Genomic DNA, 15,254 nt, shown 5'->3' with positions numbered 1-15,254 from the left:
ATGCTCATTAGCCTGGCGGCGGTGATCTACGGGGTGGCACGGAGGGGAACCGGTGAGCGTGGACGGTGCGGCGCGGACGCGCGCCTGGGGCGTGGGCCTGGTGGTGTTCTCCTCGGTCTGCTTCGGCGCCTCGGGGTCCTTCGGCAAGGCGCTCATCGAGGCCGGGCTCGCCCCCATGCAGGCGGTGTGGCTGCGCATCGCGGTCTCCGCGCTGGTCCTCGCCCCGGTCGTGCTGGTGGCGCGCGGCGCCTCCGCCGCCCGCGGCCTGCGCCCCCACCTCGGCAAACTGGCCCTGTACGGGCTCACCGGCATCGCCGGCTGCCAGGCCTGCTACTTCGTGGCCGCGTCCCGGCTGCCCGTCGGCGTCGCGATCCTGCTGGAGTTCAGCGGCCCCGTCATCGTGCTCGGCTGGCTGCGGTTCGTGCGCCGCGCGCCCGTCCACCCCTCCGCCGTCGCCGGCGTCGCCGTCGCCATGGCGGGCCTCGCGCTGGTCGTGCAGGTGTGGGCGGGCCTGGACCTGGACCCGCTCGGCCTGCTCGCCGGGTTCGGCGCCGCCGCCTGCCAGGCCTGCTACTTCCTGTTCGTCGACAGCCTCGCCGGCCGGGTCGACCCCCTCGTCGTCACCACCTCCGGGATGGTGATCGCCGCCGCCGCGCTCACCGCGTTCGCGGCGCCCTGGGCGCTGCCCTGGCACATGCTCGCCACCACCGTGCCCACCGGCGACCACCACGCCCCCGCCTGGACGCTCCTCGCCGGCCTCGCGCTGATCAGCACCGTCGCGGCCTACCTCGCCGGCGTCGCCGGGCTGCAACGGCTGTCCCCGCAGGTCGGCGGCGCCGTCTGCTACACCGAGGCGGTCGCCGCCGCGCTCATCGCCTGGCTGGTCCTCGGCGAGCGCCTCACCCCCGCCCAGCTGGCCGGCGGCGCCGTCGTCCTCACCGGCGCCTACATCGCCCAGCGCGCCGCCGGCGACCGGCCGCCGCCGCCCCCGCCCGAGACGGGCGGCGCCCGGCCCCGCCGCGCCCGCACCTTCCTGCGCGCCCAGCCCTCGGCGCCCCCCGCCTGAACCACCGCACTCCCGGGGCCGGGGCGGCGGCCGCGGCGGGGGAGCGGTCAGGCGTTCTCGGCGCGGAAACGGCGCGCGCCCAGCGCCACCGACACCACCAGCAGCACCACCGCGACCAGGCACCCCTCGGCGACCGCCGCGGCGGCGTAGTCGCCGAGGAACGCCGCGCGCGCCGCGTCCACCACGTACCGGAACGGGGTGCACCGCGACACCACGTCCAGCCACCCCGGCGCCAGGCTCATCGGCAGCAGGATCCCCGACAGCAGCATCAGCGGCAGCGTCACCGCCGACAGCAGCGGCGCGAACGCGTCCTCGCTGCGCGTGCGCAGCGCCAGCACATACGACAGCGACGCCACGCTCACCGCCTGCGACACCACCAGCGCCAGCGCCACCGCGACGCCGCCCAGCGGGGCGCGCAGCCCCAGCGCGAACCCGGCCGCCAGCAGCAGCACCGCCTGCGCGCCCAGCACCGCCGCGTCGCGCAGCACCCGGCCCAGCAGCAGCGCCGTCCGGCTCACCGGCGTCACCCGCAGCCGCTCCAGCACCCCCGACCGCAGGTCGCCGATCAGCCCGAACCCCACGAACCCCGCGCCGAACAGCGCCAGCTGGATCAGCACGCCCGGCACGAACACCTGCCAGGCGTCGCCGCCGCCGAACCCCCGCACCCCGACCAGGCCCTTCAGCAGCGGACCGAACAGCAGCAGGTACAGCAGCGGCTGCACCGCGCCGAACACCACCGCGACCCTGCTGCGCAGCGTCTGCCGCAGATACCGCAGGAACACCAGGCGGGTGTCGGACACCGTCCGCGACAACGACATCGAGAACTCCTTCACGTGAGACGAGACAGGTCGAGGAGAGAGGAGGAGAGGGGGTCAGGCGGCGTCGCGGAGCGACCGGCCGGTGACGGCGAGGAAGACGTCGTCGAGCGTGGGACGCGACAGGTTCAGCGACACCAGGCCCGCCCCCGCCGCGTCCAGCGCGCGGACCAGGCCCGCCAGCTCCCGCTCGCCGTCCCCGACCCGCAGCCGGACGGTCCGCCCCGCCACCACCGCGTCCCGCACCCCCGGGCGGTCCGCCAGCGCCGCCCGCGCGCGGCCGGTGCCCGCCTCGTCCGCCAGCACCAGCGTGACGACGTCCCCGGCGACGCGGCGCTTGAGGTCGGCGGGCGCGCCCTCGGCGACGATCACACCCCGGTCGATGATCAGGACCCGGTCGCACAGGGCGTCGGCCTCCTCCAGGTAGTGGGTGGTGAGGAACACCGTCGTGCCGTCCTCGGCGCGCATCGCGCGGACGTGGTCCCACAGGTTCCCGCGGCTCTGCGGGTCCAGGCCGCTGGTCGGCTCGTCCAGGAACACCAGCGGCGGGCGGTGCAGCAGCCCCAGCGCGAGGTCCAGGCGGCGCCGCTGCCCGCCCGACAGCGACCCCGCCGGACGCGACTCCAGCCCCGCCAGCTCCAACCGCGCGCACAGCTCCGCGACCCGCCGCGCCCGGTCGGGCACCCCGTGCAGGCGCGCCTGGAGGTCCAGCTCCTCACCGACCGGGACCGCGGGGTCGGTGCCGCCGCCCTGCGCCACGTACCCGATGTCGCGGCGCACGCCCGCCGGGTCGGCGCGCAGGTCGTGGCCCGCGACCCGCGCCCGGCCCGCCGTCGGCGCCAGCAGCGTCGTCAGCATCCGCAGCGTGGTGCTCTTCCCCGCGCCGTTCGGGCCGAGGAACCCCACGATCTCGCCTGGCGCGACCGACAGGTCGACGCCGCGCACAGCCTCGACCGTGCCGTGCCCGGTGGTGAAGGAGCGGGCCAGCCCGCATGCGTCGATCACGGTGACCTCCGTGGGGGGACGGGAACACAACGCCGGTAGAGTAACCACAAATTTTAAGTAGCTCCAAATTTTAAGTCTCACCAGTGAGGGTAGGATGCGGGGCATGGCAGACGAGCGCGCCCGGGAGGGGGAGCCCGGGGAGACCGGGGAGACCGCGGGGGCGGCGGCGGGGGAGCCCGCCGCGCGGCCCGAACCCGAACTGGGCCTGCGCGAACGCAAGAAGCGCCAGACCCGGCGCCGCATCTCCGACATCGCCACCGGCCTGTTCCTCACCAGCGGCTTCGACAACGTCACCATCGCCGACGTCGCCCGCGCCGCCGAGGTGTCGGTCAACACCGTCTTCAACTACTTCCGCACCAAGGAGGACCTGTTCTTCGACCGGCAGGGCGACCACCTCGAACAGCTCACCCGCGACCTGCGCGACCGCCGCCCCGGCGAGGGCGTCGTCGCGCTGTTCCGCCGCCACTTCCTCGAAGGGCTCGACGCCCGCTCCTACCGCACCGCCTTCCACGAGGGCTCCGACGTCTGGACCCGCACCGTCCGCGCCAGCCCCGCCCTCATGGCCCGCCAGCGCGAGATCCTCCAGGAGGCGCAGGACCACATCGCCGCGCTGCTCGCCGAGGAGACCGGCGCCGGGCCCGACGACATCACCCCCGCCGCGGCCGCCGCGATGATCCTCGCCGCGCAGAGCACGCTCATCGAGCAGATCGCCGCCCGCAAGAGCGCCGGGGAGACCCTGGAGGAGATGCGCGCCGACGTCTACGCCGCCGCAGCCCGCGTCTTCGACCTCCTCGAACACGGCCTCGGCGACTACGCCGCCGCCCCGCCCGCACCTCCCGGCGCCGCACCCGCCGCGCCGCCCGAAGACGGTCTCCGCGCGGAGACCGCCGCCGGAAAATGAGTGTCGAGGCACTCCCGGGGATTCCTAGACTCCATGATTGCGGAGGCCAACAATCATGGACACCCCCACGCTCCTCGCCCACCTGCGGACCCACGACACCGCCCTCTCCCTGCCCCGGGGCGGCACCCTGCGCTGGGACGACGCGGACCTGCACCGCGCCGCCCACCGCCGCGACCCCGAGGGCTACGCGCTGCTCGCCCTCGCCCCCGGCGTCCTGCCCTGGCAGCGCGCCCGCATCCTGCTGCGGATCCTGGAGGCCACCCAGGCCGGCCTGGACGAACCCGCCCGCGCCGTCCTGGCCCGCCTCGCCCGCGTCCTGACCCTGGGCCTGCCGCCCGCCCACGTCATCACCGTCCTGCTCGCCCTGCGGCGGCTGCGCGCCAACCACAAGCACACCACCCGCACCGCGCTCCGGTTCGTCCTGGAGCACCCCGCCGCCGACGCCCTCATCGCCGCCCGCCGCCCCGCGCTGCTCGACTGCTTCGAACACGCCCTCGGCACCGCCACCGCCCGCGGCTGCGCCCGCCGCATCGCCGACGGCGACACCACCTCCGACTACCTGCGGCGCCGCCTCCTGCGCTTCCTCACCACCCCCCGCACCGCACCCGCCCGCGTCCGCGCCCTCTACGCCACCACCAGCGGCCCGGCCCCGGGCGAACCCTTGCCCGCCGGGCCCGCCCTCACCGAACCCGCCCTGGCCCTGGACGCCCCGCGCACCCACCCCGCCACCGCGACCGTCACCGCCACCAACCGCGGCGCCATCGCCGCCACCCTCGTCCACCTCTACCGGGGCGGCCCCGCCGCCGCCCTCTACGAGGCGCTCGGCCGCCACCTCGACGAGGCCGCCGCCGCCTTCCCCCGCTTCCCCGGCACCCTCGCGCTGGTCCTGGACGCCTCGGCGTCCATGCGCGGCCACGGCCCCCGCGAATGGGCGCTGATGTCCCAGGCCGCCGCGCTGCGCATGGTCCTGTCGGAGGTGTGCGACCGGCTGGAGGTCGTCGAGACCGGCGGCGACGAACGCGCCCCCCGCGGCGCCACCGACCTCGCCACCGGCCTCCTGGACGCCCTCGGCGCCGACCCCGACCTCGTCGCCGTCGTCTCCGACGGCCACGAGAACCTGTTCCCCGGCGACCTCGCCCGCGTCGCCGCCACCCTGCCCGCCGCCGGCGTCACCACCCCCGTCGTGTTCTGCCACGCCACCTTCACCGCCCGCGACGACCTCGCGCCGCCCAGCCCCGCCCCCTCCCTGCCCCGCCGCGCGTTCTGGCACCAGGACGACTTCGCCGACCTGCTGCCCTGGATGTTCGGGCACTGCGCCGCCGGCGCGCCCTGGCTCCGCGCCGTCCTGCACACCCGCCTGGACGACCTCGACCGCCGCGCCGACGCCCTCACCCCCGGCCTCGCCGCCTGAAAGGGGCACCGTGACCGACCTGACGGCGCTCGACACCCTGGTCCCCGGGCCGCTCAGCCTCGCCGGGCACCGCCTCGGCACCCCGCAGCAGGCCGGCGCGCTCACCATGGTCCCCATCTCCGGGCCCGCCCACCCCGGCTTCACCCCGCCCCGCGCCCTGCGGCCGTCCCGCGCCGCCGGCTGCGGGCAGGTCGAACTCACCAACCCCGACCCCGACGGCGTCGCGATCGTCCCGCTGCACCTCGGCCACGTCCAGGACGGCACCCGAAGCCACGCCCTGTGCCGCTCGGCGCTCATCGCCCCCGGGCAGACCCTCCGCTTCCACGACGCCTGCCGCGTCCAGGACGTCCCCGGCGGCCACCGCACCGGCGGCGACCCCTGGTTCTACGTCCTGCCCGGCGACCTGCGCGCCCGCGCCCTCGCCCTGCGCGGCGTCCACGACCACGGCAAACTGCGCGACGCCGTCGCCGACCTCAACGCCCGCCACGGCCTCCCGCGGCGCGGGCACCTCGACCACCTCCTGTCCCGCCAGCGGCCCGACCTCACCCGCTTCCACAGCCGCCTCGAACCCCAGCCCGGGCAGGTCGGCGCGCTGTTCCTGACCGCCGGACGCCTCGCCGGCCTGGAGATCACCCCCGCCCCCGCCTACTTCGCGCAGATGTGGACCGCGCTGGTCTGCTTCGCCTACGGCGGCGCCGCCTCCCGCGCCGAACCCGCCCCGCCCGCCACCGCCGCCCCCTACGACGCCGCGAACCTCGCCGAACTGCGCGGCGCCCTGGACCGCGACCGCTCCGACCGCCTCGCCCGCCTCACCCGGCAGATCACCACCCAGATCACCGGCCCCGCCACCGGACCCCTCCACCTCCAGGAGGAGGACCGCCACCGCACCCTGCGGCTGTCCACCCTCACCGCCCCCCACCTCGCCGGGCAGATCGTCACCGACGGCGACCGCGCCGTCTACGCCTCCCTGTTCGCCCGCTGACCCCGCCCGCCCGGCGCGGCCGGGGCAGCTCGCGCACGGCGATCCCGTAAAGGGCTTGCCCCGCGAGTGCGCCAGCCACTTCAATCGGACGCGCGGGAACTGTGCCGGGCCCCCAGACCACGAACCTGGTCCGGGCCCCCGGGGCCGCCGTCGCGGCGACGGCCCCGAGCCCGACGGCGCGCCGGCCGCCCGTCCCGCCCCGCCCGCACCCGCCGGCGCCCCCGAACCGGGCTGAAGACTCGGCAAAGGTTGACCCCCTGCCCGGGGCGTACCGGGGGGCCCGCCGGCACGCCGCCGCTACCGTGCGGGCATGCCGCACACCCCCGGCGACCGGCCCGCCGGCGGCGACGCGCCCGCGAACACCGCCGGCGCCCCGCCCGCACCACCCGCACCGCCACCCGCACCGCCACCCGCAGCATCCGGGCCCGGCGGCGCGCCGGGCCCGCAGCACATGCCGCCCTGGCTGCCCCGCGCGTTCCTGCTCGCCGGCGCCACCGTCCTGCTGTTCGTCGTCGGCGTGTGGCTCGCGCAGCGGCTCCGCGAACTGCTGCTGTTGCTGCTTACCTCCCTGTTCCTGGCCTTCGCGATCGAACCCGCCGTCAACTGGCTCGCCGCCCGCGGCTGGCGCCGCGGCCTGGCCACCGGCCTGATGTTCCTGGTCATCGCCCTCGTCACCGCCGTGTTCCTCGGCGGCATCGGGTCGCTGCTGGCCACCCAGACCACCCACCTCATCGACGGGTTCCCCGGCGACGTCTCCGCCGTCATCGACTGGGTCAACGCCACCTTCGGCACCCACCTGTCCCGCGACACCGTCGTCCGGCGCCTGCCCACCCTCACCGACCAGTTCTCCCGCCACCTGTCCGACCTCGCCGGGAACGTGTGGGGCATCGGCGCCACCGCCCTCGGCGTCGTGTTCAAGCTCCTCGGCGTCCTGCTGTTCACCTTCTACCTGTCCGCCCAGGGCCCCCAGTTCCGCCGGACGGTCTGCTCCGTCCTCCCGCCGCACCGCCAACGCCAGGTCCTGTCCGCCTGGGAGATCGCCGTGCAGAAGACCGGCGGCTACATCTACTCCCGCGCGCTCCTCGCACTGATCTCCGGCGCCGCGCACTACGCCGCCATGGCCGGGCTCGGCGTGCCCTACGCGCTGACGCTGGCGCTGTGGGTCGGCGTGGTGTCCCAGTTCATCCCCGCCGTCGGCACCTACCTCGCCGGCGCCGTCCCCGTCCTCATCGCGCTCACCCGCGGCCCCTCCACCGCCCTGTGGATGCTGCTGTTCATCACCGCCTACCAGCAGCTGGAGAACTACCTCCTGCAACCCCGCATCACCGCCCGCACCCTCGACATGCACCCCGCCGTCGCGTTCGGGCTCGTCCTCGCCGGCGCCGCGGTCGTCGGCCCGCTCGGCGCGCTGCTGGCGCTGCCGTTCGGCGCCAGCGTCCAGGCGTTCGCCGGCGCCTACGTCCGCCGCTACGAGATCGAGGAGCACCCCCTCACCGCGCCCCCACCGCCCCGCCCGCGCTGGCGCCTGCGACGACGCCGACCCCGCTGACCCGCCCTTTTACCGGCGCCATGCCAGACCCTGGACGCCTCGTCGACCATTGCCATGGACGGGCCCGCCGCACCGGGGTTACCGTTCCAACAACCTTGATCATCTATTCTGCGGGCCGCTCGGGGGCGGAGGGAGCCGTCATGCGCCACACACCCGACCCCACACGCCGCCTCACCCGGGAACTCACCCGAAGACTCACCCGAAGACTCACCGCCGCGCTCACCGCCGGGGCCCTCGCGCTCACCACCGCGAACGCCACCCCCGCCGCCGCCGGCGCCGCGCCCGCGCCCGTCCCGGGACTGGCCACGGCCACCGGGCACCGCCAGGACCCCCACCTGCTGCGCCTCCTGCGGGCGATGACGCTGCGCGACAAGGCCGCGCAGCTGTTCGTCCTCCAGATCCACGGCACCAGCGCCGACACCACCGACCCCGCCGACGTCGCCGCCAACCGCCGCCTCTACGGCGCCGACAACGCCGCCCAGGTCATCGCCCGCTACCACCCCGGCGGGTTCCTCTACTACTCCGCGAGCCCCGCCAACGTCCAGAACCCCCGCCAGCTCGCCGCCTTCTCCAACGGCATCCAGCGCGCTGCGGCCGCCCAGCCGCTCCCCATCCCCGCCACCATCGCCACCGACCAGGAGGGCGGCATCGTCGCCCGCGTCCAGCCGCCCGCCACCCAGTCGCCCGGCGCCATGGCCCTGGCCGCCGGACGCCGCGCCGCCGACGCCCGCGCCCTCGCCCGCGTCACCGGACGGGAACTGCGCGCCATCGGCATCAACCAGGACTACGCGCCCGACGCCGACGTCAACGTCAACCCCGCCAACCCCGTCATCGGCGTCCGCTCCTTCGGCTCCGACCCCGCCCTGGTCTCCCGGATGGTCACCGCGCAGATCGACGGCTACCGCGCCGGCGGCGTCACCCCCACCGTCAAGCACTTCCCCGGACACGGCGACACCACCACCGACAGCCACACCGGCGTCCCCCGCATCGGCCACACCCGCGCCCAGTGGGAACGCCTCGACCTGCCGCCGTTCCGCGCCGCCGTCGCCCGCGGCGCCGACGCCATCATGACCGCCCACATCATCGTGCCCGCCCTCGACCCCTCCGAGGACCCCGCCACCCTCTCCCGCCCCATCCTCACCGGCATCCTGCGCGACCGGCTCCACTACCGCGGCGTCATCGTCACCGACGCCCTCGACATGAAGGGCGTCCGCGACAAGTACGGCGACGAGCGCGTCCCCGTCCTCGCCCTCAAGGCCGGCGCGGACGTGCTCCTCAAACCCCCCGCCGACGCCTCCGGCACCGGCGTGTTCGCCCGCCAGCTCGACGCCGTCGTCACCGCCGTCCGCACCGGCGAACTCACCGAACGGCGCCTCGACGCCTCCGTCTACCGGGTCCTGGAGCTGAAGAAGCGGCGCGGCCTGTTCCACGACCCCTACGCCGACGAGTCGAAGGTCGACGCCGTCGTCGGCGCGCCCGCGCACCGCGCCGCCGCACAGCGCGCCACCGACCGCACCACCACCCTCGTCAAGGACAGCGCCGGGCTCCTGCCGCTGCGCCCCGGACCCCGCCGTGTCCTGGTCACCGGCTGGGGCGCCCCCACCACCGCCCTCGCCGGGGAGATGACCGCCCGCGGCGCCACCGCCACCGTCCGCGAGACCGGCCTCAGCCCCACCCCCGCCCGCATCGCCCAGACCCTCGCCGCCGCCCGCGACCAGGACCTCCTCGTCGCCGTCACCAACCGCGCCTGGGACGTCAAGGACGAGAGCCCCCACAACGGCCCCGGCCAGCGCGACCTCGTCAAGGCGCTCGCCGCCACCGGCAAACCCCTCATCGTCGTCGCCGCCCGCGACCCCTACGACATCGCCTGGTTCCCCGAGGCCCCGACGTACCTCGCGACCTACTCCGCCACCGCCGAGGCGCTCCGCTCCACCGCCAAGGTCCTCTACGGCGAGACCGCACCGCGCGGCCGGCTCCCCGTGACCATCACCGCCGCCGACGACCCCGGCACCGTCCTGTACCGGTTCGGGCACGGGCTGCGCTACCACCGCTGACCCCGCCCCCTGCCTTCCTCACTGTGATCGGCGTCTCGGACGGGCGCCGCGACCCGTCGGGCAGGATCGGAGGATGCGGCTCCCCAGACCCGGTGTGTTGCCGGTGGCCGCCGCCCTCCTCACGGCGGCGGTCACCCTCGACGTGCTCGCCGGCGGCCCGCTCCGCGCCCTGGACCACCGCGTGTTCGCCGACGGGCTGCCGCCGCGCACCGGCGCCTGGCACTGGACGTGGCGGACGATCGTCAACGCCGGCCAGTACTGGCTCGTCGGCGCCCTCGTCGCCGGCACCGCCGCCGCCGTCGCCTGGCGCCACCGCCGGATCCGCCCGCTGCTGGTCGCCGTGCTCTGGCTGGCCGCGACCGAGGCGAGCGTGCGCGGCGCGCAGCTGGCGTTCGCCCGGACGCCGCCGCGCACCGGGCACGACACCCTCGCCGCCGCCGGATACCTGTCCTACCCCTCCGGGCACGCCGCCAACGCCGCCGCCTGCCTGCTGTTCGCCGCCGCGCTCGCCCGCGCGTCCCGCCGCGCGACGATCGCCGCGCACGTCCTCGCCGCCGCGGTCGCCGCCGGCGTCGTCGCGCTCGGCTACCACTGGCCCACCGACGCCGCCGCCGGCTGGGGCGTCGGCGTCCTGCTGGCCTGCGCCGGGCGGGCCCTGCTCACCCGACCGGAGCCGGCCGCTCCGCGATCTCCGCCAGCAGCGCCGCCAGCTCCGCCGGACGGGAGAACATCGGCCAGTGCCCGGTCGGCAGCTCCCGGTAGGTCCAGCCCGGGCCCGCCATCTCCGCGAACACCGGATCGCCCGAGTCCGCCATCTGCCGCACGTCCTCCACCGTGAACGTGCAGGCCACCAGCGTCCGTGGGACGCCCGGCAGCGGCTCGGGGCGCGCCAGCGGCTGCGTCACCGTCCCGAACGGCTGCGGCGTCCCGCGCCGCCGCATCGCCTCCAGGTGCCCGGCGTCCAGGCCCGCCAGCATGTGCGGGTCGGCCGCCGGGTCGAACGGCGGCACCGGCAGCAGCCACCCGCCGCCCTCCTCGGCGGCCTGCCGCCGCAGCTCCGCCCGCGCCTCGGGGGCGTGGAAGTCGATGCCCGCCAGCCCCGCGGGCATCGGGCCGCTGTCGAGGTAGACGATCCGCGCGACCCGCCCGGGGAGCCGGTCGGCCGCGCCCGTCGCGGCCATGTTCGCGCCGCTGTGCGCGACCAGCACGACCTCCTCCAGCCCGCCGCCCTCGATGACCTCGACGAGGTCGGCGACGTGGGTGTCCACGTCCACCTCCGGCGCCGCCTCGGCCGCGCGCTCGGCGACCCCCGTCAACGTCACCGGGTGCGCCTCGTGCCCGGCCGCGCGCAGACCCGCCGCCACCTCCTCGAACGCCCACCCGCCGAGCCAGTACCCCGGGACCAGAACGAACGTCGCCATGTCGAATTCCTCTCCGTCGAAGCCGTGACCTCACGTTATGATCAATACCGGACAGAAACCGCCCGGATAAGGTGAGTGACCCGTGTCACACCCGACGACCCGGATCCTGGCCATGCTCGAACTCCTCCAGGCCCACCACCGCATGACCGGCACCGAACTCGCCCACCGCCTGGACGTCGACGAGCGGACCGTCCGCCGCTACGCCGCCCGCCTCGGCGACCTCGGCGTCCCCGTCGCCGCCGAACGCGGCCGCCACGGCGGCTACCGGCTCATGCCCGGCTACAAGCTCCCGCCGCTCATGCTCACCGACGACGAGGCCACCGCCGTCGTCCTCGGCCTGCTCGCCGGACGCCGCGTCGGCCTGCCCGGCCAGGCCACCGAGAGCGCCCTCGCCAAGGTCCAGCGCGTCCTGCCCGCCGCCCTCCGCGACCGCGTCCAGGCCCTCCAGGACACCCTCGGGTTCACCCTCGCCGCCCGCGACGCCGCCGCCCCCGCCACCGACGCCCTGCTCACCCTCGCCGCCGCGACCCGCGAGCAGCGCCCCGTCCGGCTGCGCTACCGCTCCTGGCGCGGCGAGACCAGCGAACGCGACCTCGACCCCTACGGGCTGGTGTTCCACTCCGGCCGCTGGTACGTCACCGGCCACGACCACCGCAGCGGCGAGACCCGCACCTTCCGCGTCGACCGCGTCGCCTCCGCCGAACCCCGCCCCGGCGCCTTCGACGTCCCCGCCGGCCTCGACCCCGTCCAGCACGTCACCCGGTCACTGGCCCGCGTCCCCTACCGGCACGAGGTCGAGGTGCTGCTGGAGACCACCCTCGCCGACGCGCGCCGCCGCGTCCCCGCCTCCGTCGCCACGCTCACCGAGACCGGCGGGGGAGTGCTCATGACCACCCGCGCCGAGCACCTGGACGGCATGGCGCGCATGCTCGCCGGACTCGGCTGGCCCTTCGTCGTCCGCCGCCCCGACGCCCTCCGCGACCACCTCCGCGACCTCGCCCGCACCCTGCACGACCAGGCCGCCCGCCACGACCCCGACTGACCCCCTCGGGGCCTCGCTCAGGCGCGTGAGGTCAGGTGCGGGACGTCAGGCGCGGGCCTTCCACTCGTCCTCGAGCATCGCGTAGACGATCTCGTCGGTCCACTCGCCCTTGACCAGCTCGTTCTGCACCAGATGCGCCTCGCGCCGCATCCCCAGCCGCTTCAGCACCCGCGCCGACGCGGCGTTGCGCCCGTCCAGCCGCCCCACCATCCGGTGCAGCCCCAGCCCGTCGAACCCCAGCCGCAGCACCACCTCGGCCGCCTCGGTCGCGAACCCCCGCCGGTGGTACTTCGGATGGAGGATGTAGCCGATCTCGCCCTGCCGGTGCTCCCGGCTGCGCCATTGCAGGTTGACCTCGCCGATCAGCGCGCCGGTCTCCCGCCACACCACCGCCAGCACCAGCCAGTCGCCCTCCCGCTCCACGGTCGAGGCGCCCATCTTCTGCTGGAGGAACGACCTGGACTCCTCCAGGTTCCGGGGCTCCCAGTACAGGAAGCGCGCCACCTCGGGCAGGGACTGGTAGGCGTACAGGCCGTCCAGGTCGCCCTCACGGAACGGCCGCAGCGCCAGCCGTTCGGTCTCGATCGGATAAGTGGGACGCAGCACAGGGTGATCCTATTCACGAGGTTCCCTCTTGGGCGACCCGTGATTTCCCGGAAAGCGGCCCGTCGCCGGAAATTCCTCCGTCCGTCACCGGGAACCGCCGCCGTACGTCCCGCGCCCGGCGGGCCGGCACCGCGTTTTCGTCAGCGCCGCCACCACGCGGACCGGTGCCGGCCCCGCGCCCGCACGAGCCGCGCCCACCCCGCCGTCCGCGACCGGCGTGACCTGCCCATACGCGGCAGAGCACGCGGCACGGCACGTGCCAGGCCCGGTACCTTCCGCGGGCTCGGCGCCCGGGCCGCCCACCGCGCCCCGGTCGAGCGGGCCGTGCCCGCCAGCCCGGACGAGCCGGACGCCACCCGCCCCGCCCCGCGCCGCACCTGACCGGACCAGCCGCGACGGCGCGCCGCGGCCGCCCGGCGGCGCAGCAGCACCGCACCCGCGACCGCCGCACCGGCCGCCCCCGCGACCGCGCCGACCTGGCCCGCCCGCGTCCGGGCCTGCGGCGAGCCCGCGGCCGCCTTCGCCGACGCCGTCCGGGACGCCGCCGCGCCCCGCGCCGAGGCCACCGCCGCCCGCGCCCGCGTCCGGGCCTCGGCGACCTTCTCCCGCGCCATCGCCTTCACGTCCGCCTTGGCGGCCAGCGCCTCCACCGTCGCGCCCAGGTCATGACGCGCCCGGTCGACCTCGTGCCGCAGCTCCTCGGTCTCGGACTCGGCGCCGTGAGCGGTGCCGTGAGAGGTGCCGTGCGGAGTGCTGTGCGGCTTGTCCTGCGTGGTCATCGGTGCGCTCTCTTCTTGAGGTCGCTCACGGTCTGGCGCGCTTCGTCCATCGCCATCTCCGGCTTGGGCGGCGTCGCCCGCGCGGTCTGCCGCCGCCCCAGCATCGCCAGCACCCCCGCCACGGCCAGCAGCACCGCGCCGATGACCAGCGCGGACGCCCACACCGGCAGCACCAGCGCCAGCGCCGCCACCGCCGCCGCCAGCAGCACCCCCACCCCGTACAGGGCCACCAGGCCCGCGCCGCCGTACAGGCCCGCGCCCATCCCGGCGTGTTTGCCCTTGTCCTTCAGCTCGGCGGCGGCCAGCCGCAGCTCGGCGCGCATCAGCTCCGACACCTGCTGCGCCGCCTGCCGCACCAGCTCGCCGGTGCCCGGCCCCTCGCGCTGGTCCGGGACGCCGACGTCCTGCCGGGACGCGCCCAGGCTCGGGGCGGGCGCCCCGCCGTCGTGTGTCGACCGCACGGTGCTCATGGCCTCAGGCCTCCTCCGCGTGCTCTCGTCCGGAACGCCGCGAACGTGTCGACGCTCGCGAGAAGCCGTTCCCCCTGCCCCGCGCCTAAACGTGGCCGGCCCGCCACACACCGGCGCCCCCACCGCACGCGGCCGCCGCACACGGCCCGCCCCCGGCCTGGATCATGGCCGGGCCTGCTGCCACACTCCCGGCATGGCGAACGAGGGTTACATCACGACCGGCCTGGACGTCGCGGAGGCGACCCGGGCCGAGCACGCCGCGCTGAAGGCGTCACTGGCGGGCAGGCCGAAGCCGCACGAGATCGGGGACCCGGTCGCGATCCGCGCGGCCTCCGCCGCCGGCAACGGCTCCTTCCCCGGCCCCGTCCTGCTACCCGAGGGCACCAACCAGGCGGTCCCCGGACGCGGCGGGGACGTCCCCGTCCGCGTGTTCGAGCACGAGGACGCGCGCGGCGTCCTGATGTTCCTGCACGGCGGCGGCTGGACGCTCGGCTCCGCCGAAGCCCAGGACGTCTACCTGTGGGACCTCGCCCAGGCGGCGCACCTCTCGGTCGTCAGCGTCGGATACCGGCTCGCGCCCGAGCACCCCCACCCCGCCGCCGCCGACGACTGCGAGGACGTGGCGCGCTGGCTCCTCGACCACGCCGCCGGCCGGTTCGGCACCGACCGGCTCGTCATCGGCGGCGACTCCTCCGGCGCCCACCTGGCCGTCCTCGCCCTCCTGCGCCTGGGCACCGACGCGCCCGCCTTCCGCGCCGCGCAGCTGTCCTACGGCGTGTTCGACCTGTCGATGACGCCCAGCCAGCGCGACGGCGCCGACCGGCTGTTCACCTCCACCCCGGCGATGCGCTGGTTCTACGACCAGTACCTGCCCGGCCTGACCCCCGAGGAGCGCCGCGACCCCGGCATCTCGCCGCTGTACGCCGACCTGCGCGGCATGCCGCCCGCCCGGTTCACCGTCGGCACCGAGGACCCGCTGCTGGACGACTCGCTGTTCATGGCCGCGCGCTGGCGCGCCGCCGGCAACGCCACCGAACTGGAGGTCGTCGCCGAGGCCATGCACGGCTTCGCCTCCTTCCCCCTGACGGTCGCGCGCCGCGAACGGGGCCGCCAGGCCGACTACCTCGCGCGCGCCGTCGCCGACGGCTGACCA

14 protein-coding genes and 1 pseudogene are annotated in these 15,254 nt (G+C 76.1%); 9 read left to right on the top strand and 6 right to left on the bottom strand.

Annotated features, from left to right (window positions below; all coding sequences use genetic code 11):
• Positions 1-52: 52 nt before the first annotated feature.
• On the top strand, positions 53-1,066 hold the full coding sequence (locus tag K2F47_RS32365; protein ID WP_242909826.1) for an EamA family transporter: 1,014 nt from the start codon (positions 53-55) through the stop codon (positions 1,064-1,066).
• 47 nt (positions 1,067-1,113) lie between these two features.
• Here K2F47_RS32365 and K2F47_RS32360 read toward each other — a convergent pair whose 3' ends face one another.
• Both K2F47_RS32360 and K2F47_RS32355 read right to left on the bottom strand, forming a co-directional pair.
• On the bottom strand, positions 1,114-1,884 hold the full coding sequence (locus K2F47_RS32360) for an ABC transporter permease (RefSeq protein ID WP_242909825.1): 771 nt from the start codon (positions 1,882-1,884) through the stop codon (positions 1,114-1,116).
• 54 nt (positions 1,885-1,938) lie between these two features.
• Complete coding sequence (locus K2F47_RS32355) at positions 1,939-2,886, bottom strand: ATP-binding cassette domain-containing protein (protein ID WP_242909824.1); 948 nt, start codon at positions 2,884-2,886, stop codon at positions 1,939-1,941.
• Positions 2,887-2,989: 103 nt separating this feature from the next.
• Between K2F47_RS32355 and K2F47_RS32350 the strand changes: the two genes are divergently transcribed.
• From K2F47_RS32350 to K2F47_RS32325, 6 genes and pseudogenes are all read left to right on the top strand, one after another.
• Positions 2,990-3,787: a TetR/AcrR family transcriptional regulator gene (locus K2F47_RS32350; protein ID WP_242909823.1), complete on the top strand. Its 798-nt coding sequence runs from the start codon at positions 2,990-2,992 to the stop codon at positions 3,785-3,787.
• Between the two features lie 55 nt (positions 3,788-3,842).
• On the top strand, positions 3,843-5,198 hold the full coding sequence (locus tag K2F47_RS32345; RefSeq protein WP_242909822.1) for a vWA domain-containing protein: 1,356 nt from the start codon (positions 3,843-3,845) through the stop codon (positions 5,196-5,198).
• Between the two features lie 10 nt (positions 5,199-5,208).
• Positions 5,209-6,180 carry an ARPP-1 family domain-containing protein gene (locus K2F47_RS32340; protein WP_242909821.1) on the top strand — a complete coding sequence of 324 codons (972 nt, stop codon included), beginning with the start codon at positions 5,209-5,211 and terminating at the stop codon, positions 6,178-6,180.
• A gap of 310 nt (positions 6,181-6,490) precedes the next feature.
• The gene (locus K2F47_RS32335) at positions 6,491-7,729 is read left to right on the top strand and encodes an AI-2E family transporter (RefSeq protein ID WP_242909820.1); all 1,239 of its coding nucleotides are present in this window, start codon (positions 6,491-6,493) and stop codon (positions 7,727-7,729) included.
• 140 nt (positions 7,730-7,869) lie between these two features.
• A complete protein-coding gene (locus tag K2F47_RS32330; RefSeq protein WP_242909819.1) occupies positions 7,870-9,783 on the top strand; it encodes a glycoside hydrolase family 3 protein in 1,914 nt (637 codons plus the stop codon).
• A gap of 73 nt (positions 9,784-9,856) precedes the next feature.
• Positions 9,857-10,417: pseudogene (locus tag K2F47_RS32325) on the top strand (phosphatase PAP2 family protein); the annotation flags it as partial.
• Between the two features lie 25 nt (positions 10,418-10,442).
• Here the strand turns inward: K2F47_RS32325 and K2F47_RS32320 are convergent.
• Positions 10,443-11,204, bottom strand: a complete 762-nt coding sequence (locus tag K2F47_RS32320) for an alpha/beta fold hydrolase (protein ID WP_242909818.1) — start codon at positions 11,202-11,204, stop codon at positions 10,443-10,445.
• An 82-nt stretch (positions 11,205-11,286) separates the two neighbouring features.
• On the opposite strand from K2F47_RS32320, the gene K2F47_RS32315 reads away from it, so the two are divergent.
• Positions 11,287-12,246, top strand: coding sequence for a helix-turn-helix transcriptional regulator (locus tag K2F47_RS32315; protein WP_242909817.1), 960 nt, complete (start codon positions 11,287-11,289; stop codon positions 12,244-12,246).
• A 45-nt stretch (positions 12,247-12,291) separates the two neighbouring features.
• On the opposite strand, the gene K2F47_RS32310 is transcribed toward K2F47_RS32315, so the two are convergent.
• The 3 genes from K2F47_RS32310 to K2F47_RS32300 all read right to left on the bottom strand — a co-directional run bounded on the left by K2F47_RS32310 (position 12,292) and on the right by K2F47_RS32300 (position 14,101).
• Positions 12,292-12,852 carry a GNAT family N-acetyltransferase gene (locus K2F47_RS32310; RefSeq protein ID WP_242909816.1) on the bottom strand — a complete coding sequence of 187 codons (561 nt, stop codon included), beginning with the start codon at positions 12,850-12,852 and terminating at the stop codon, positions 12,292-12,294.
• Between the two features lie 140 nt (positions 12,853-12,992).
• Entirely contained in the window at positions 12,993-13,631 is a 639-nt protein-coding gene (locus K2F47_RS32305; RefSeq protein WP_242909815.1) for a DUF3618 domain-containing protein, read from the bottom strand.
• Positions 13,628-14,101 (bottom strand): phage holin family protein, encoded by a 474-nt coding sequence (locus K2F47_RS32300; protein WP_242909814.1) that lies wholly within the window; start codon positions 14,099-14,101, stop codon positions 13,628-13,630. Before K2F47_RS32300 ends, K2F47_RS32305 begins: the two co-directional genes overlap by 4 nt.
• 193 nt (positions 14,102-14,294) lie before the next feature.
• Here K2F47_RS32300 and K2F47_RS32295 point away from each other — a divergent pair, with 193 nt between their 5' ends.
• Positions 14,295-15,251, top strand: coding sequence for an alpha/beta hydrolase (locus tag K2F47_RS32295; RefSeq protein ID WP_242909813.1), 957 nt, complete (start codon positions 14,295-14,297; stop codon positions 15,249-15,251).
• Positions 15,252-15,254 lie beyond the last annotated feature (3 nt).

Source organism: Actinomadura terrae, from assembly GCF_022751215.1.
In the GTDB taxonomy this organism is placed as follows: domain Bacteria; phylum Actinomycetota; class Actinomycetes; order Streptosporangiales; family Streptosporangiaceae; genus Spirillospora; species Spirillospora terrae.
Note: the sequence above shows the minus strand (reverse complement) of the source record. Positions and strands in the feature narration are given on the sequence as shown.